Consider the following 18033-nt stretch of genomic DNA (forward strand, 5'->3'; position numbering starts at 1 on the left):
TCATATTAATCAACACGCAAGTCTTACGGCCTTTTATACCCGGTCGCAGTCAAAAAGCAGGAAAGCGGCAAACAAATGCCGCCGGTACACTGCCGCCTGAAGACAGCGGATACATGCAGTGGTCGTGCTGTATGAGATAAATATGGACTAACAAAGTTCATCCGGAGAAGAAGATGAAGCGTAAGAAAATATTGAACCTCTTTACAAAAGTGCTTATTCCGCCGCCATCAATCTCCGATACTCATCATAAGCATATAAATCAGTCATACCGCTGATATAGTCCTGAATCAAACGGGCACGATAGTAGTACTCGCGAATCTCTTGTTCTTTGAAAGACAATCCTGCAAGTTTCTCCACGGCTTCACGGTAAGCCAGGCAGTGTTTGCTGGATAATTTATGGTACAGCCGGGTTTCGATAGGGTAACGCTTGTGGTGATCTTCTTTTACGAGTTGGCTGAAATCCTGATATGACATCTCAAGCAGCGGACTATAAATATCCAATAGTCCACGGATCACCCGATATCCCTGTAACTCCAGTTGTTCCACTTCGTAGTGATTAAAAACGTGTTTCAGCGCAACATTTTTGAATATTTTCAACAGCCGGTTTTGCGGGCTGCCATCTTCCAGCAGGGCATGATTAAACGATCCGGCATAGATTGCCGGCAAATTATCGATAAACCGCTGTGAAGCATGCGGCACCATTTTGGCCACGGTATTCACCCGAAGGTTCATAAAAAATTGATCGTTCATACTGCGCCACGGCTGACGCTCGCGCCCCTCGTACGCCCGGCCCACCGTTTTGGCAAACAGATCCCCGGTTCGCACTTCTCCCCAGGCGTCACGCAGACGATCGTGGAGTTGTTCAATAGTGAGAATATCTTTTTCTACCGCGTCTTCTAAATCGGCAATGCAGTAAGAGATATCGTCCGCAGCCTCCATAATGTAGGTCAGCGGGTAACGGTGAAATTCACCCATGGATAATTCGTCACGCAACCGGGAAACAAACGCTTCCTCCGCCAGATAATACCCCGGTTTTTTCATCAGATAGTTGTATTCAGCGGGGATTTTTTCGCACCAGTAAGCAGGACGGGTATATTTCAATATGCAGCCAACCTGACCGTAGGTCAGATTCAGTTTAAGTAAGGTATGCACCATGCGAATAGCCTGCGCATTGCCTTCAAAATGACTGAGATCCTGCCGAATCCTGCCGCGTAATTCATTCAACCCGTCATCCTGCATACGCAAGAAATCGACCCGGCACCGATCTTCATGAGTCGCCTCTTCATCAAGAGAGGTAATGTCCATTAACTGGCAGAACCAGTTATTAATTGCGGATTCACCAAAATGTCCAAAAGGCGGGTTGCCGATGTCATGCATCAGACACGCCATTTCCACCATACTTTCAAACGGGGTTTGCATGTTTTCCAATCCCAGCGCTTTAAGTCGGTTTGTTTCTTTCAGGCGATGAAGAATCTCTTTGGCAATGTAACGCCCTACCTGTTGAACCTCCATGGAGTGCGTCAGTCGTGAACGCACGGCGGCATTGCGCTCCAGCGGGAAAACCTGCGTTTTTTGCTGTAGACGGCGGATGGCGGCCGAATTGACGATACGTCCACGATCGCTTTCAAACTGACGAATGACGGCATATTCATCCTCGGCAATAATCTCGGCACTGAAAGGTCGCTGAAAGCTTATCTTCTTCGCAAAATCGATATCAGACATAGGATTCTCCATGTTATACCGCTAACGTCAGTTCACACGCTCCATTTACCCTTGCCAGCCATGATAGACTAGCTTGACGTCATACTCGTGCTATTTATAACAAATTTTGTGGGGATCTTTATGAAAGTCGGCATTATCGGCGCTATGGAACAAGAAGTGATTCTTTTACGCGATCGCATCGAAAACCGTCAGACCTTGCAGCGCGCCGGATGTGAAATCTACCGTGGGCAGTTAAACGGTGTCGATGTCGCATTACTGAAGTCCGGTATCGGCAAAGTCTCCGCCGCGCTGGGCACCACATTGTTGCTGGAACATTGTCAGCCGGACGTGGTGATTAATACCGGTTCCGCAGGCGGACTCGCGTCTACGCTGAAAGTTGGCGACATTGTGGTTTCCGATGAAGTTCGCTATCACGATGCCGATGTTACCGCGTTTGGCTACGAACCGGGTCAGATGGCGGGTTGTCCTGCGGCGTTCATCGCCGATGAAGAGTTAATCACGCTGGCTCAAAATGCGATTACGAAACTCCAGTTGAACGCGGTACGCGGTCTGATCGTCAGCGGTGACGCCTTTATCAACGGCGCCGCGCCGCTGGCTCGCATCCGTCACACCTTCCCGCAGGCCATCGCCGTAGAAATGGAAGCGACCGCCGTGGCGCATGTTTGCCACCAGTTTGGCGTGCCTTTTGTTATCGTGCGTGCCATTTCCGACGTTGCCGATCAGGAATCGCACTTGAGTTTCGATGCGTTCCTGGCCGTGGCCGCCGAACAATCTACCCGTATGGTCGAAACCATGTTGCAAGCGTTGGCTAAGCGCTAATGTTGCTGAAGCGATGGATGCTCCGCCTGCTGGGTATCCTGTTTTTTTCCCTGTTGGCGGCGGCACACGCCGCGCCTCAACGCGTGATCAGTCTGGCGCCTCATGCCACGGAGATCGCTTATGCGGCAGGAATGGGGGAACAATTGGTTGCGGTCAGCACCTGGTCGGACTATCCACCCGAAGCGAAAAAACTGGAGCAGGTGGCTTCCTGGCAGGGGATCAATCTGGAACGGATCCTTGCGCTCAAACCCGATCTCATTCTGGCCTGGCGTGAAGGTAACCCGCAAAGGCCGCTGGAGCAGTTGGCCAATTTTGGTATTCCCATCGTTTACCTTGATCCTAAAACGCTGGAAGATATTCCTGCCGCGCTGCAACAGTTGGCAACATACAGTCGCCACCCGGAGGTGGCAGAAAAAACCGCCGCCGGGCTTCGCCAGCAAATCACGGACTTGCGGCAGCGCTACGCCAGCAGGCTCCCCACGGGTGAACCGCGTCCACCGCTGCGTGTTTTTATGCAGTTTGGTTCCCAGCCGCTTTTTACTTCAGCGAAAGACACGCTGCAAAGTCAGGTTGTGTCACTGTGTGGCGCGCAGAATATTTTTAACGACAGCCCGGTGCCCTGGCCGCAGGTCAGTCGGGAGCAGGTATTGATGCGCTCACCGCAGGTCATTATCATCAGTGGTTCAGCATCTGCGATTGCCAATACGCAAGCTTTCTGGAAACCCCAGCTCAGCGTCCCGGTTATTGCGGTTAATGAAGATTGGTTTAATCGTAGCGGGCCCCGTTTATTGCTGGCGGCGCAGCAAATTTGTCAGCAATTATCCGCTTTGCCAAAAATAGGGTAATGTTGTGCCTATAGCCTGAGCAAAAAAATGGTGGGAAACAAACTAAACCACCCGGCGAAAACGCCAAAAGCAGGGCAAAAACGAATAGCACTATTTTGAACCGTAATCGGTTCTTTTTTAACACCAGGTAATTTGAAAATGAAAAAGGCATTGCTTTACGCAGGCTTGCTTCTGGCAGTCTGTGGTTCTGCTTATGCAGGAAATAATAGTGGGCAAATTAACGCCCGGTTAACCATTCTGCCTTCATGTGGCGTTGAGTTGCAGGACGACCAGTATCAGATGCAATGTAATGTGGCTTCCGTGTCTCAGCCCAGAATAACCGAGTCACGCGTACTGACTGAACGGATAACAACATCGGCGGCGACAACAGCAAACAATGTGGAAATACATCTGATTACGGTTGAATGGTAAACCCCCGGCCCTCCCGCATGACCATACCCACTGATAACCAATATGTGCTTCAATCTTTACCGCTATAGTTTTGCCCTATCTGTCACCGATAAAAATGTCCATTCATATGTAAAAAACCCGTGTGCCTATTCAGGCCACACGGGTTTTATTTTTATCCGTTGAAGGTTTTATCAGATACTGAAAGAAGAACCGCAGCCGCACGTGGTTTTCGCATTCGGGTTAGTGACAACAAAACGCGACCCTTCCAACCCTTCGGTGTAGTCAACCGAACCACCCACCAGATATTGCAGGCTCATCGGATCTACCACCAGTGCCACGCCCTGTTTTTCAATGGTCATGTCGCCTTCATTGATTTGATCATCAAAGGTAAAACCGTATTGGAAGCCGCTGCAACCGCCACCAGTAATATAAACCCGAAGTTTCAGCTCAGGATTTTCTTCATCAGCAATCAGGTTTTTCACTTTGTTTGCTGCCGCATCGGTAAATTGCAGTGGCAATGCTATATCGTCGCTCATCTCTTTTACTCCCAACTCAGGGTCGTCATACACACCCAATCATACGCTTATTATCCAGCAGTAGACTAAAACGTTCAAGATTTGACATCTTTTGTTCAATTAATCGTCACCGGCTGACATTCACCAACGATATCCGTACAAAGATTTCATAACGGCGGTCAGTTTATTAGAATGGCCCTACTTCTCATGCTAAACGCAACGTCAGGACCCACTTAATGAACAAATCTGAAAGTTTGTATGCCGCGGCACAGCAACTCATCCCGGGCGGCGTCAACTCGCCGGTACGTGCATTTAACGGCGTTGGCGGCGTTCCTCTGTTTATCGAACGGGCAGACGGCGCCTATCTTTACGATGCCGATGGCAAATCCTACATTGATTACGTGGGCTCCTGGGGGCCGATGATATTGGGACATAACCACCCGGCCATTCGTCAGGCGGTCATCGCCGCCGCCGAACGTGGATTGAGTTTTGGCGCGCCGACGGAGATGGAAGTCCAGATGGCGCGGCTGGTGACCTCGCTGGTGCCGACCATGGATATGGTGCGCATGGTGAACTCGGGTACAGAAGCGACCATGAGCGCCATTCGTTTAGCGCGCGGCTTTACCGGACGCGATAAAATCATCAAATTCGAAGGCTGCTATCACGGACATGCAGACTGTCTGCTGGTGAAAGCCGGTTCCGGCGCCCTGACGCTGGGCCAGCCGAATTCACCCGGCGTACCGGCGGATTTCGCCCGCCACACGCTGACCTGCACCTACAACGATCTGGCCTCGGTGCGTTCCGCCTTTGAGCAATACCCAGAGGAGATTGCCACCGTTATTGTCGAACCCGTCGCCGGCAATATGAACTGCGTGCCGCCGCTGCCGGAATTCCTGCCGGGGCTGCGCGCGCTGTGCGACGAATTCGGCGCTCTGTTAATCATCGATGAAGTGATGACCGGTTTCCGTGTGGCGCTGGCGGGCGCTCAGGCCCACTATGGCGTTCAGCCTGATTTGACCTGTCTGGGAAAAATCATCGGCGGCGGTATGCCCGTTGGCGCATTCGGCGGCAAACGAGAAGTGATGCAGGCGCTGGCGCCAACCGGCCCGGTTTATCAGGCGGGAACGCTCTCCGGTAATCCGATTGCGATGGCGGCAGGGTTTGCCTGCCTGACGGAAGTGGCCAAACCCGGCGTGCATCAGAAACTGACTGAACTGACGCAACGGCTTGCAGCAGGTCTTCTGTCCGCCGCCAAAGCGGAAAATATTCCACTGGTTATCAATCAGGCGGGCGGCATGTTCGGTCTGTTCTTTACCGATGCAGAAAGCGTGACCTGCTATCAGGATGTGATGCAGTGTGATGTGGAACGCTTTAAGCGATTTTTCCATATGATGCTGGATGAAGGCGTCTATCTGGCGCCGTCCGCCTTCGAAGCGGGTTTTATGTCTCTTGCTCATAGCCATCAGGATATTGACCGCACTATCGAAGCAGCGCAGTTCTGCTTTGCACGGTTGTAAAGCGGCCTGAGTTTTACCCTGTTTTCCAACGGCGTCATCTCTCTGGCGCCGTCTATTAGACTCACCCCCTAACCTATTAGGTGTATCTCTCATTGAAAAATACACCTAATAGGTTAAAATTCGACGATAACATTAAGTATGGATGCGGAATATGGAAAAACGGACTCCCCATACCCGACTGCATATTGTCAAGGCACTGGTAGCTCAGGCAAATGTTAGAGCAACTAATTCAGCGTTGAACGATGCGGATCTGTTGGGGATGGATTTTGACGGCATGTGCAATGTGATATCCGCGTTGACTACTCAGGATTTTTACAAAAGCATGACGACATACCATGATCACACGGTTTGGCATGACGTGTATCGTCCGCTGGTAGATGGTGTCAGGATCTACGTAAAAATCACGGTTATCAATGGGGTACTAATCGTCTCATTTAAGGAGAAATAATATGAAATGCCCTAACTGTGGCGGTGCCGAATTAGTACAGGGTGCAAAAGACGTTCCGTACTCATTTCGTGGGAAAAAGACAGTTTTGCCCGCTATTGATGGTCTGCATTGCACTGTGTGTCATGAAGTCATCATGAACAAAACAGAGTCGGCGGCCTATTTGGCAAAAATCGCTGATTTCAAAAATTCGGTTATCGCCGAAACGGTTGAGCCAGCATATATTGTGAAGGTTCGTAAAAAGTTAGATTTGACACAGCGTGAGGCCAGCGCAATATTTGGCGGTGGTGTGAATGCGTTTTCACGCTATGAAAAAGGAAAAGCGCAACCCCATCCTTCAACGATCAAATTGCTAAAAGTCCTCGATCGCCATCCTGAACTACTCAGTGAGATCCGTAATTAAAATCTGTCCGGCGCCGGGTGTGTAGCCCGGCATAAACATCTCTTCTTGCGATCATCCTGATGTTATTTCGCGCCAACCACGCCCATTGTCAGTGGATCTATTCGTTGCCCGGCGCAATACCGCTCATTTCACAAGCCAGTGCGCCCGCCCGTTTTAACGCATAGGTGTAACGCTCATCAAAAGGGTAACAACAGGAAAGGCGAATCGCATGTTTACAGCGGTCGCTCAACGTGTAGAGCGCACCGGGCGTCACACAGATCTTCTCCTGCAACAGATGATGAAACAGCGCGACACCGTCTACGTTGCCCGGCATCTCCAGCCAGAAGACAAAGCCGCCCTGCGGTTGCGTGGCGCGGGTGCCCTGAGGAAAATGGCGGGCGATCAGCCCGCGGGCTTCATCCAATTGAGTCGCATAGCGACGGCGCAACGTTCGCAGATGGTGATCGTATCCGCCTGATTCCAGAAATTGCGCCAGCGTCTCTGATAGCAGAGCCGACTCCGCCATTGACGACACGGCTTTAAGTCGCGCCACTGCCGCACTGAATCGTCCGGCGGCCACCCAGCCAATTCGAAAATCGGGAGCCAGGGTTTTCGTAAAGCTGGAGCAGTAGATCACCCACCCGTGGCGATCGAACGCCTTGACCGCCGGAGAAAGCGGCCAGTTAAACTGGAGCTCGCCATACAAACCATCCTCTATCAGCGGGACCTGATAATCGTTCACCAGCTTCGCCAGACGCTTTTTATCCTCCAGCGTCATACTGCAACCCAGTGGATTCTGTACATTAGGCATGGCAACGATCGCCTGAAGCCGTTGCTCTGAAAGCAGCATCTCCAGAGCATCCAGTGACAGCCCGCGTTGCGGATCGGTCGGGATCTCCACCGTTTTCAACCCCAGACTAGCGAGCAGCGGGAACAGATAAAAATAGGTTGGCGTCTCCAGACCGACACAATCACCCGGCTGGGTCACGGCTCGCAACGCCAGCTGCAACGCTTCCATGCAGCCGTGGGTCACCGTAATATCATCACTATTCAGCGCCATGCCTGAATCCATCGATCGCCGGGCCACCTCTCGCCGCAGGCGCTCACTGCCCGGCGGCAAGGCATAGCGGCCAATCATGCCGGGATGGCGGCGCAGTAGCGAAGCGGTAATCCGACTGAGCTTCGCAGTAGGATAAAAATCGCTATTCTGCGGGCAGGCAAGCGAGATATTGAGATAATCGGGATGATTTTGCGCGGCAAAGACCGTATCAATCAGGTCCAGTTTTTCACTGCCGGGCGTGATGACCTGCGCACGATGCTGTCGGGTTTTCGTCAGCGATGGCAGACGTCCGCGCACGAAATAGCCTGACTGCGGACGGGCTTCGATCAGACCGCGATCCTCAAGAATGCGCCAGGCATTGAGCACCGTATTCACACTCACCTGATGCGATCCCGCTACGCGGCGGATTGCGGGTAAACGGCTCCCCGGTAACCAGGTTCCCTGATGGATCGCCGTAGCAAAAGTTTCAGCCAGCTGTTGATAAAGCGTACTTTCCTGCGGGTCGACAATGGACACAATCACCTCGCCAATCGATGGGTACAATTAATGATTAATGCTATCTGTACTCATTACAATAGTATTTTTGTGTGTCTGTTACCATAGCCATCATTCCACTTATCATGAGTGCTCTCATTCAGTTTAAAAGGAAAGCACTATGCTCGATCCCTCTTTCTTCAGCTATGTCACCGTCATGTCGATTACCCCCGGTCCCAACAACCTGCTGCTGGCGACCTCCGGCGTCAATTTTGGCATACGGCGCACGGTGCCAATGCTAATGGGCATTCTGATTGGTTGCGGGGTGCAAACGGCGCTGATGGGCGTGGCGCTGGAACTGTTGCTGAGCTGGATGAGCGCGGTAAGACTGCCGCTCACCGTATTGGGGTGTACCTATCTGCTGTGGCTTTCCTGGAAAATTGTACGATCGTCCGCGCCGGAGTTACACGATAAAAACCAGCCGATGACCCTGCTTCAAGGCGCGCTGTTCCAGGCGGTCAACCCCAAAGCCTGGATTATGTCCAGTAACGTGGCGCTGCTCTATACGGCCAGCAGCGGCATTTTCACGATCATGTTCGCTTTTATGGCGCTAAACCTGCCTTGCATTCTGGTGTGGGCGGCACTTGGCGATCGAATCGGCAGGCACCTTCAGCAACCCTGGAAACTGCGGTGGTTCAACGGCGTTATGGCGCTGTCGTTGGTGATCACCACCCTCTGGATGTTGATGGAGGCGATCAATGTCACCAAGTAACCTACGTCACCTGCCTGCGTAGCAGATAAATAAAGTATGGCGCACCAATAAAGGTCGCCAGCAGCCCTGCCGGTATCTGATACGGGAACAGTACCATTCTGCCGCACCAGTCGGCCATGACCATCAGCCCGCCCCCAATCAGTGCGGCGCAACCAAGCTGTGGAATAACGCGACTGAATCCCAACATTCGCGCCAGGTGTGGCGCCATCAGGCCAACAAAGCTCAATGGCCCCACCAACATCGTCGACATCGCGGTGAGTACCGCGGCCAGTAATAGCACCAGCAGGCGCACCGGCGTGACGGCGACCCCCAGCGCACGCGCCGTCGTCGTACCCAATGGCAGAATACGCAGCCAGCGCTGACACAGCGGCACCACCAGCAACAGCACGACGGCGATCGCGGCAGTCCTCACCGCGTCAGCGGCTTCCACGGCATAGGTCGAACCCGACAACCAGGTCAACACATTTCCCATACGCGGATCGCCGCTAGCCAACAGCAGCGTAATCACCGTGGTGAAGGCCATGCTTAAGGCAATCCCCGCCAACAGCATGCGCTGCGTGGAAAACCCGCCTCGTCCCGCGACGATCACCATGATCAGCAGCGTTAACGCCGCTCCCGCGCTACCCGCAGGAAGCAGCCAGATAAATGCATTACCGGGGACAAAAAACAACAAGACAACAACGCCAAATGACGCCCCCGAACTGATCCCCAGCACTTCCGGGCTTCCCATCGGATTGCCGGTCAGCTTCTGTATCAACGTTCCCGCTACCGCCAACATCATTCCCGCCGCCAGCGCCGCCAAAACACGCGGCCAACGCCACGGCAAGAGTTCCATCAACAGCTCACCGTTGCTCCAGTGCCATCCCTGCGCATTTTTCCCCAGCAGCAGCGCCACCAGCGTCACCGCAATCAGCAACGCGCTGCCCAGCAAAAGCCACCATCCCCATTGGCGACGTTCATTAACGGATGCGCCAGCCCTATCCATCATCGCGGGCGACCCATTGTTACGCAGGCGAGGCAGCAGCCACAGCAATAACGGAGCCCCCAGCAACGCCGTGGCGGCCCCCGTGGGCACTTCACGCCATACGTCAGTCAGCCAAATCACCGCCTGATCGGCGACGCTCAACAGCAACGCGCCCAATAGCGGCGCCAGCCAAAGGCGATGCCACAGGCGTCTGGCGCCCAGCATTTTGGCCAGCAGGGGCGCGAACAGCCCGATAAAGCCGATAATCCCCACCGCGTTCACTAATTGCGCACTCAGGAAAATTGCCACGCCCAGCGCACTCAATCGCGCCAGCGACAGACCGAGGCCCAAATTACGCGCCACGCCATCATCCAGCCCTAGCAGAGTCAGTGGCCGCAGCAACAGTAATGTCAGACAGAAACAGACCAGCAGGCGCGGAAGAACAAACTGAACGTTGCTCCAATCCTGCTGATTCAGCGCACCGCTGCTCCATAAAAACAAATTTTGCAGTTGATCATGGTGAAACAGTGCGAATAGCTGGTTCACCGCGCCGCAGTAAAAACTCAACACCAGTCCAGCCAGTATCAACGTAACCGGCGAGAGCCGTTTTCCCCAGGCGACCCCAAAAACCAGAGCGCCCACCGCCAACGCGCCTGCCATTGCGGCAATCTGTTGAACCGCTATGCCACCCGGCACCGCCCACAGCGTCACCACCGTGATGCCAAGCTGCGCGCCTGCCGCAATCCCCAGCGTCGAAGGTTCCGCCAACGGGTTACGCAACACCTGCTGGAACAAGACGCCACACAATCCCAGACCGGCGCCGACCAGCAGGGCAATCGCCATGCGCGGCAGCAACGTATAGTGAAACAGTAATTGACGGATATCGTCGGTATCAGGCCGCCAGAATCCTTGCGGCCACAGCATCATGGGCAACTGACGCTGCAAATTGTAAGCGCCCAGACCCAGCGCTATCGCCAGCAGCACGCCGATCAGCAGGATGGGCAACGCCTGTTTTTTATGACGAGCGTTCGGGCCGCCGCCAGCGACGTTGAAAATCTCTCCCGGAGATTTTTTATGACGGGCGTCCTGCCCGTCACCCTTAGGGCCGCCGCCAGCGGCGTTGAAAATCTCTCCCGGAGATTTTTTAACGGATGTCACGCCGATCCTCCAGTGCCTGCGCCAGAACCTGAGCAAAACGCATTGCCGACAGCGTACCGCCATACAACCAAACCGCAGGCACCTGCTGCCAACGCCGTTCCCGGATAAAGGGCATGGCCTGCCAGAGCGGGCTACGGGCGACCTGCTCGATCAGAGCGCTATCGCCATGCTCAAAACAGAGCACATGCGCATTGTTGATTTCAGCCAGACGCTCAATACCGACCACGGCACTGCCCCAGAAATTGGTTTCGCCCTTCCATGCGTTTTCAATGCCAATATGATCCATGACTTCCTGAAACAGGCTGTTTTTACCGATGACCAGCGCATGATGCGAATCCAGCAGCGATATCAGCAATAGCGGGCGTTGAGTATAGGGGTGTAGTCTGGTCGTCGACTGCTGTATGAATCGTGAGAGCAGCGCTAAATGTCGTTCCGCCGCATCAGGCATCCCCAGCGCATTCGCCAGCTTGATCAGCGATGCCCTGGCCACGCTCAACGGTTTGCCCTGATTGTCACTGAAACCGAACCCCATAATGGGCGCGATACGGGTCATCTTTTCCACCGAGGGACCATAGCCTTCAGAATACAGAATAAGTGACGGTTTCAACTGGGTCAGTTGTTCCAGATTCGGTTCGGTACGCAACCCTACGTCAATCACACGTTCGGGGAGTGCCGGTTCATTCACCCACAGGCGATAGTTCGGTTTATCCGCAATAGCCAGTGGCATCACCCCCAGCGCCATCAGCAACTCCACCGGTAACCATTCGAGTGCGACAATCCGGTTAAGATCGGGATAAGTAGCCGCCTGACCGGCTGAACAATACATCAGGGGGGACAGCAGCAACGCGGTCAATAGACGACGACGCCCGTGATCCGGCAACGTCGCAGAAGGCAGTAAATCAGACATCGTCAGCAAACATAACTTACCGGCGCACCGCCGCCGGGATGAGGCAAGATTCCCATCGGGATGCCGTAGATATTTTCCAGCACGTCGCTTTGCATCAAAGCAGCCGGTTCACCCTGGGCGATCATTTCCCCGCCGCGCAATGCGACGAGATAATCACAGTAGCGAGCCGCCATATTGATATCATGCAAGACAGCTATCACTGTCAATCCACGCTCCCGGCTCATCCGTTGAATCAGCGCCAGCACCTCGACCTGATGGGCAATATCCAGCGCGGAGGTGGGTTCATCCAGTAACAGACAACCACTGTCCTGCGCCACCGTCATCGCCAGCCAGGCGCGCTGCCGTTCACCGCCGGACAAACTGTCGACCAGACGATTGGCGAACGCTTTTAGCCCGACCAGCGTAATCGCTTCGTCAACTTTTTCCCGATCGGCACTACCGAAACGTCCCAGCGCGCCATGCCATGGGTAACGCCCTATCGCCACCAGCTCGCGTACCGTCATACCTTCCGCCGCCGGCAGTTGCTGGGGCAGGTAGGCAACCTGACGGGCAAAGGATTTACTGTCCCAGTTGGCGGCAGCTTGCTCGCCCAACAGCACATTGCCACTGCTGGCGGGCTGGTGGCGCCCCAGAATTTTCAACAGCGTGGATTTCCCTGAACCATTGTGTCCAATCAAACCACAGACTTTACCGACGGGAAAGGTCAGCGACAATGGATGCAGTAACGTACGACCGGTGACGGAAAAACTCACCTCATCCAGTCTGAACGTCGTATCAGGCAATCGATTTTGATTTTGCATAACGTTTTGGTTTTCAATGACAATCAGGGAAAAGATGCAACCGTTATCAGGAAAAAAGTAAACGATAATGATTATTATAAAGGTTGCATAATAGGCTTAACGGAATCGTCCCCGCAAGAAATTTACCGCATGGGAGGATTGAAACAGGCGCCCAAAAACCCCCGGAAAATCCGGGGGAATAAACCGTTACTGACCAAACATTTGCCTGATCCAGTCAGCCACGCCCTCGCCATCCTGCTGCTCTTGCTGCGGAGCCTGCGGTTGGCTGGCCTGGCACAACGCCTGTGGATTATCCGTCCAGACCGGCAGCACGCGTCCGGCGCCGCTGCCGTTACAGATGAAGTTGCCACTGGCGTCGACCGTCATGGTGGTGATCCCTTCCGGCGGAGTCAGCATCAGCGGCAAAGGCGTCTGATTTTCCAGATAGCGACGATAAATCGTCAGCGCACCGTTTGCCCCCGTCAGCTTCGCCGGACCATTGTTATCGCGCCCGACCCAGGTGATCGCCACTTCTTTACCATCGACCCCGGCAAACCAGCTATCACGCAGATCGTTGGTCGTACCGGTTTTGGCCGCCAGATGATAATTCGGGAATTTAACCGCCAGTGAACGCGACGTGCCCCGCGCGACCACCTGTTGCATACCGTACAACGTCAGATAAGCCGCCTGGGCCGGAACCGCACGTTCCGCCTGTGGGAAACTTTGATACAGCACGTTGCCGTCTTCCGCGATCACCGAGCGTAACGCGGACAGCGGTGCGCGATTTCCCCCGCTGGCGATCGTCTGGTATTCCTGCGCGACTTCCATTGGCGTCAGACTGATGGCCCCCAGCAGCATTGCCGGCACCGGTTGAATGACGTTGTCGGGAATGCCCAAACGCTTCAACGTCGCGGTGACCTGATCCAGACCAACGGCCATACCCAGATTCACCGTCGGGACGTTCAGAGAATTCGCCAGCGCGTCAACCAGCATCACCCGGCCGCGGAATTCACGATCGTAGTTTTTCGGCTGCCACAGTTGTCCATTCGGCTGCTTGAGCGACAAGGGTTCATCCGCCAGCCAGGTATTCAGGCGATAAACGTCGGGTTGGCTTAATGCCGTCAGATAGGTTGGCGGCTTCGCCAGAGAACCCACCGGCCGACGGGCCTGCAATGCACGATTAAATCCGGCGTATTGCGTCTGCGAACCGCCGACCATCGCACGGATCTCACCGCTAAAGCGATCCACAATCACCACCGCCGATTCCAGATCGTTGACGTTACGCGCCGCTCTTAACGCCGGGATCCCCTCTTCCACCGCCCTTTCTGCCGCATCCTGAGAGACGGGATCCAGCGTGGTGAAGATTTTTACGCCCGACAGATCGTTAATCTTATCGCCCAGCCGCAGCTGCAATTCCTGACGCACCACCTGCATAAAGGCTGGCTGCGGGCTGATGACCCCGCCTTTAGGCTGCACACCCAGCGGACGGGCGCTCAACATATTGTACAGATCGGCGTCAATCACCTGCTGATTCTGTAGCAAACGCAATACCAGATTGCGTCGCTCCAGCGTGATCTGCGGGTTACGCCACGGGTTATACAACGACGCGCCTTTTACCATGCCCACCAGCAGCGCCTGCTGATCGAGGCTCAGTTCGTTGACCGGACGGCCAAAGTAATAAAGGCTGGCCAGCGGGAAACCGCGGATCTGATCGTTACCACTCTGACCGAGATAGACCTCATTGAGATACAGTTCCAGAATGCGATCTTTGCTGTAACGATAATCCATGATCAACGCCATATAGGCTTCGTTGACTTTGCGCCATAAAGAACGCTCATTGGTCAGAAACAGGTTTTTCACCAATTGCTGCGTCAGGGTACTGCCTCCCTGTACGGCGCGTCCGGCGGTAATATTCGCCAAAAACGCCCGACCGATCGAATACAGGCTGATCCCGTCATGCTCGTAGAAGTGGCGATCTTCGGTAGCGATAAGCGTATCCACCAGCAGATCGGGGAATCCGGACCGCTGCACAAACAGACGTTGCTCGCCGTTCGGCGACTGCATCATGGTGATCAACTTCGGATCGAGGCGGAAGAAGCCGAAATTGCGCTGGTTTTCCAGATTCTGGATCTGCGCCAGACGATCGTTATTAAACGTCAGGCGCGCGCGGATCTGCCCTTCTTTGCCATCCGGAAAATCGAACGGACGCCGCAGCATTTCGATGGTATTGCTCCGAACGCTGAATTCACCCGGTCGGGTGATACGACTGACCTGACGGTACTGCATGCCTTCCAGCAGGCTGATCATCTCTTTCTGGTTATAAGACATGCCTGGTTCAAGGTTAACCATGCGGCCATACACCGCCGCAGGCAATTGCCATACCTTGCCTTCAATACGGCTACGGATCTGGCTGTCAAGGTACACGCCATAAATCGCCAGCACGACCGCAAGCACCAGAGAGAGCTTGATAAAAAGCCCCAGCCAGCGTCGTTTCTTACGCGGTTTCTGCGTCATCTCTTCCTCATCGTCATAGCCATCGTCGTCGTCAAAGTCGTCCTGATAATCTTCATAATCATCATCATAGTCATCGTCCCTACGACGCCTTACGGCCTGCTTACGCGTAGGTTTCCGTCCTGACGCTCTTCCTTTGCGCCCGATAGGTTCGCGATCATCCCGAGACATTACTGTTACTTCTCCGTCAGGTTGTTAACGGCCACCTGCTTTGCGCTCAAGCCGTCTACTCTGTTTCCGCCGCACATTTCAAGGAAGCGGAAACGTCTGAAATTAGTGATGCTGGTATTTCTTCGTACGCCGGGTCGGCATCGCATTTGCCGGGTCGTCCGGCCAGACATGTTTGGGATAACGCCCTTTCATCTCTTTTTGCACTTCACGATAGGCGCCCTGCCAGAACGCGGCCAAATCACGCGTAATCTGTAATGGACGTTGGGCCGGCGATAAAAGTTCCAAAACCAGCGCAACACGCCCTTCCGCCAGCAGCGGACTCTGCCGTTCGCCAAACATTTCCTGTAGCCGTACCGACAGCACCGGCGGTTTATCGTCATAATAGGCGATAGGCAACCGGCTACCGCCTGGCACAGTGTAATGGGTCGGCAACGCACTATCCAGCCGTTGTCGCAGGGGCCAGTCCAGCAAACGCATCAATGCTTCACTGAGATTCACCTGCCGTAACGCGCGCAAATCACGCACGCCGGCCAAAGAAGGCAGCAGCCATGATTCCAGCGTAGCCAGCAACGTTTCATCATCCATCGGCGGCCAGTCAACCTCAGGCAGCCATTGCCGGGCGCACTGCACGCGGGCGCGAAGCTGCACCGCCGCAGGTTCCCAATTCAACAGAGATAGCCCTTGTTCCCGCAGCCAGCACAGCATGGCCTGCTGTAGCTCTTCATCAGAAGGTTTCGTCAGCGGGCGCGTTTGTAATATCAGGTTACCAATCTGACGGCATCTGCTGGCGCGCAGCGTACCTTTTTCCTCATCCCACTGCACGACGTTATGTTCACTCACCAACATGGGTAACTGCTGTACCAGTTGATCTATTTCCAGTGGCAAAGCCAGCAGAATGCGCGCATCCGCCGACTGGTTGTTCTGTAGCAGCGCCGGCGCCAACAGCCACTCGGTGCCGGACAACGCCTCATCTGGCGACATCATGGCCCCGATGCCGCCAGCCAACTGATAGCGACCATCCTGACTGCGCCGCCGGGCGATGCGATCGGGAAAGGCCTGCGCCAGTAGCCAGGCGGCCCACGCCGTATCAATACGACCGGATACCGACGCCAGGCGGCGCGTCAGTTGCTGTCCGCGGCGCTGCCAATGCGGCAGCGGCCGATGCAGCCAATCCATCAGGTTGATCGACCCGCTACGGGGCGGTTCTTCCAGAATCGCCGCCAGACACCCTGCCGTCGCCAGCGCATCGTCGCCTTGCCGGAGGGCGGCAAACAACATGGTTGCCAGCCGCGCATCACACCCCAGCGAGGCGATCTGCCGCCCCTCGGAAGTCAGCCGGTCCTGACTGTCGGTAATCTTCAACTGTCTCAACAAATTGCGGGCAGACTGCAAAGCGGATGACGGCGGCGTATCCAGCCACGTAAGCTGCTCCACGTCCGTACAGCCCCATTGCAACAGGTCCAGCCAGAAACTGCTCAGATCGCTGCTGAGTATCTCGGCATCGCTTTGCGCCGCAGCGCGTTCAGCCTGCTCACGCGAACAGAGATGCCAGCACACCCCCGGGCTTAAGCGCCCGGCACGTCCGGCGCGTTGCACCATGGAAGCCTGACTGATACGCTGCGTAACCAGCCGGGTTAATCCGCTTTTCACGTCGAAACGCGCAACCCGCTCCAGACCACAATCCACAACCAGACGAATACCTTCAATGGTCAGGCTGGTTTCCGCAATATTGGTCGCCAATACCACTTTACGGCGACCGGGGTCAGACGGCAGGATGGCTTTTTGCTGCTCTGCCAGCGTCAACGCGCCGTACAGCGGACAGAGATCCACGTCATCCGTTATATTGCTTTTCAACAATGCCTGAACACGTTTAATTTCGGCGACGCCGGGCAAAAACAGCAACAGCGATCCCGTCTGTTCCGTCATCAGTCGCCTGACCTGACGAGCAACGCCCTCTTCCAGCCGTTCCTGACTGTTCAAGGGAATATAATGACGTTCGACCGGATAGCTTCGACCTTCGGATACCACGCAGGCCGAGGCCGGCAGCAGGGCTGAAAGCCGCGTATTATCCAACGTGGCGGACATAATCAGCAGTTTCAAATCCTCACGCAGCCCTTGTTGCACATCCAACAATAACGCCAGCGCCAGATCGGCCTGCAGGCTGCGCTCATGAAACTCATCCAGAATGACCAGCGCGATATCTTTCAACTCAGCATCCTGCTGCAATAAACGCGTCAACATCCCTTCCGTGACCACTTCCAGACGCGTCGAAGCACCGACCCGACTTTCCGCCCGCATGCGGTAACCTACCGTCTGGCCCGGCTTTTCACCTAATTGCCGGGCCAGCCGCCAGGCGACGCTTTTTGCCGCCAGCCGACGGGGTTCGAGCATGATGATCCGTCCGTGCAGATTGCCCTGTTGAAGCAACTGTAGCGGCAGCCAGGTTGATTTCCCGGCGCCGGTGGGAGCCGAGAGCAACACCTGAGGTGAAGTATGCAGCGCCGAGATCACATCATCGAATACGGCGCTGACGGGCGGTAAAATCACAGAAATCTCCGTAAAGGTTAACTTTCAGCGGTGAGCATTGTAGCATCGAATGAAA

Annotated in this window: 15 protein-coding genes; 7 read left to right on the forward strand and 8 right to left on the reverse strand. The window is 54.7% G+C overall.

Annotated features, from left to right (window positions below; translation table 11 throughout):
- Positions 1–213: 213 nt before the first annotated feature.
- Entirely contained in the window at positions 214–1722 is a 1509-nt protein-coding gene (dgt, locus tag DDT52_RS19095; protein ID WP_136157764.1) for a dGTPase, read from the reverse strand.
- A gap of 120 nt (positions 1723–1842) precedes the next feature.
- On the opposite strand from dgt, the gene mtnN reads away from it, so the two are divergent.
- The 3 genes from mtnN to DDT52_RS19110 all read left to right on the forward strand — a co-directional run bounded on the left by mtnN (position 1843) and on the right by DDT52_RS19110 (position 3797).
- On the forward strand, positions 1843–2541 hold the full coding sequence (mtnN, locus tag DDT52_RS19100) for a 5'-methylthioadenosine/S-adenosylhomocysteine nucleosidase (protein ID WP_136157765.1): 699 nt from the start codon (positions 1843–1845) through the stop codon (positions 2539–2541).
- A 17-nt stretch (positions 2542–2558) separates the two neighbouring features.
- Entirely contained in the window at positions 2559–3386 is an 828-nt protein-coding gene (gene btuF / locus DDT52_RS19105; RefSeq protein WP_136157766.1) for a vitamin B12 ABC transporter substrate-binding protein BtuF, read from the forward strand.
- A 138-nt stretch (positions 3387–3524) separates the two neighbouring features.
- On the forward strand, positions 3525–3797 hold the full coding sequence (locus DDT52_RS19110; RefSeq protein WP_136157767.1) for a hypothetical protein: 273 nt from the start codon (positions 3525–3527) through the stop codon (positions 3795–3797).
- Between the two features lie 170 nt (positions 3798–3967).
- Here the strand turns inward: DDT52_RS19110 and erpA are convergent, their stop codons facing one another.
- Positions 3968–4312: an iron-sulfur cluster insertion protein ErpA gene (gene erpA, locus DDT52_RS19115; RefSeq protein WP_109055822.1), complete on the reverse strand. Its 345-nt coding sequence runs from the start codon at positions 4310–4312 to the stop codon at positions 3968–3970.
- Positions 4313–4527: 215 nt separating this feature from the next.
- On the opposite strand from erpA, the gene hemL reads away from it, so the two are divergent.
- From hemL to DDT52_RS19130, 3 genes are all read left to right on the forward strand, one after another.
- On the forward strand, positions 4528–5808 hold the full coding sequence (hemL, locus tag DDT52_RS19120) for a glutamate-1-semialdehyde 2,1-aminomutase (protein WP_136157768.1): 1281 nt from the start codon (positions 4528–4530) through the stop codon (positions 5806–5808).
- Positions 5809–5959: 151 nt separating this feature from the next.
- Entirely contained in the window at positions 5960–6256 is a 297-nt protein-coding gene (locus DDT52_RS19125; protein ID WP_136157769.1) for a type II toxin-antitoxin system MqsR family toxin, read from the forward strand.
- A gap of 1 nt (position 6257) precedes the next feature.
- On the forward strand, positions 6258–6656 hold the full coding sequence (locus tag DDT52_RS19130; protein WP_136157770.1) for a type II TA system antitoxin MqsA family protein: 399 nt from the start codon (positions 6258–6260) through the stop codon (positions 6654–6656).
- Between the two features lie 97 nt (positions 6657–6753).
- Here the strand turns inward: DDT52_RS19130 and DDT52_RS19135 are convergent, their stop codons facing one another.
- A complete protein-coding gene (locus DDT52_RS19135) occupies positions 6754–8211 on the reverse strand; it encodes an aminotransferase-like domain-containing protein (RefSeq protein WP_136157771.1) in 1458 nt (485 codons plus the stop codon).
- 139 nt (positions 8212–8350) lie between these two features.
- Here DDT52_RS19135 and DDT52_RS19140 point away from each other — a divergent pair, with 139 nt between their 5' ends.
- Positions 8351–8941, forward strand: coding sequence for a LysE family translocator (locus DDT52_RS19140; protein ID WP_136157772.1), 591 nt, complete (start codon positions 8351–8353; stop codon positions 8939–8941).
- 1 nt (position 8942) lies between these two features.
- On the opposite strand, the gene fhuB is transcribed toward DDT52_RS19140, so the two are convergent.
- The 5 genes from fhuB to hrpB all read right to left on the reverse strand — a co-directional run bounded on the left by fhuB (position 8943) and on the right by hrpB (position 17978).
- Positions 8943–10910 (reverse strand): Fe(3+)-hydroxamate ABC transporter permease FhuB, encoded by a 1968-nt coding sequence (fhuB, locus tag DDT52_RS19145; RefSeq protein WP_425591567.1) that lies wholly within the window; start codon positions 10908–10910, stop codon positions 8943–8945.
- Positions 10911–11049: 139 nt separating this feature from the next.
- A complete protein-coding gene (fhuD, locus tag DDT52_RS19150; RefSeq protein ID WP_136157773.1) occupies positions 11050–11970 on the reverse strand; it encodes a Fe(3+)-hydroxamate ABC transporter substrate-binding protein FhuD in 921 nt (306 codons plus the stop codon).
- Positions 11971–11972: 2 nt separating this feature from the next.
- Positions 11973–12770: a Fe3+-hydroxamate ABC transporter ATP-binding protein FhuC gene (fhuC, locus tag DDT52_RS19155; RefSeq protein WP_136157774.1), complete on the reverse strand. Its 798-nt coding sequence runs from the start codon at positions 12768–12770 to the stop codon at positions 11973–11975.
- A gap of 186 nt (positions 12771–12956) precedes the next feature.
- Complete coding sequence (gene mrcB, locus DDT52_RS19160) at positions 12957–15431, reverse strand: bifunctional glycosyl transferase/transpeptidase (RefSeq protein ID WP_136157775.1); 2475 nt, start codon at positions 15429–15431, stop codon at positions 12957–12959.
- Between the two features lie 102 nt (positions 15432–15533).
- Entirely contained in the window at positions 15534–17978 is a 2445-nt protein-coding gene (gene hrpB, locus DDT52_RS19165; protein WP_136157776.1) for an ATP-dependent helicase HrpB, read from the reverse strand.
- Positions 17979–18033 lie beyond the last annotated feature (55 nt).

Origin of the sequence: Brenneria roseae subsp. roseae (genome assembly GCF_003115845.1) — a bacterium.
Taxonomy (GTDB): domain Bacteria; phylum Pseudomonadota; class Gammaproteobacteria; order Enterobacterales; family Enterobacteriaceae; genus Brenneria; species Brenneria roseae.

Bases quoted from the DNA above. Each gene is read 5' to 3' on its own strand.
- dgt (WP_136157764.1), bottom strand. From the start codon at position 1,722: ATGTCTGATATCGATTTTGCGAAGAAGATAAGCTTTCAGCGACCTTTC.
- mtnN (WP_136157765.1), top strand. From the start codon at position 1,843: ATGAAAGTCGGCATTATCGGCGCTATGGAACAAGAAGTGATTCTTTTA.
- btuF (WP_136157766.1), top strand. From the start codon at position 2,559: ATGCTCCGCCTGCTGGGTATCCTGTTTTTTTCCCTGTTGGCGGCGGCA.
- DDT52_RS19110 (WP_136157767.1), top strand. From the start codon at position 3,525: ATGAAAAAGGCATTGCTTTACGCAGGCTTGCTTCTGGCAGTCTGTGGT.
- erpA (WP_109055822.1), bottom strand. From the start codon at position 4,312: ATGAGCGACGATATAGCATTGCCACTGCAATTTACCGATGCGGCAGCA.
- hemL (WP_136157768.1), top strand. From the start codon at position 4,528: ATGAACAAATCTGAAAGTTTGTATGCCGCGGCACAGCAACTCATCCCG.
- DDT52_RS19125 (WP_136157769.1), top strand. From the start codon at position 5,960: ATGGAAAAACGGACTCCCCATACCCGACTGCATATTGTCAAGGCACTG.
- DDT52_RS19130 (WP_136157770.1), top strand. From the start codon at position 6,258: ATGAAATGCCCTAACTGTGGCGGTGCCGAATTAGTACAGGGTGCAAAA.
- DDT52_RS19140 (WP_136157772.1), top strand. From the start codon at position 8,351: ATGCTCGATCCCTCTTTCTTCAGCTATGTCACCGTCATGTCGATTACC.
- fhuD (WP_136157773.1), bottom strand. From the start codon at position 11,970: ATGTCTGATTTACTGCCTTCTGCGACGTTGCCGGATCACGGGCGTCGT.
- fhuC (WP_136157774.1), bottom strand. From the start codon at position 12,770: ATGCAAAATCAAAATCGATTGCCTGATACGACGTTCAGACTGGATGAG.
- mrcB (WP_136157775.1), bottom strand. From the start codon at position 15,431: ATGTCTCGGGATGATCGCGAACCTATCGGGCGCAAAGGAAGAGCGTCA.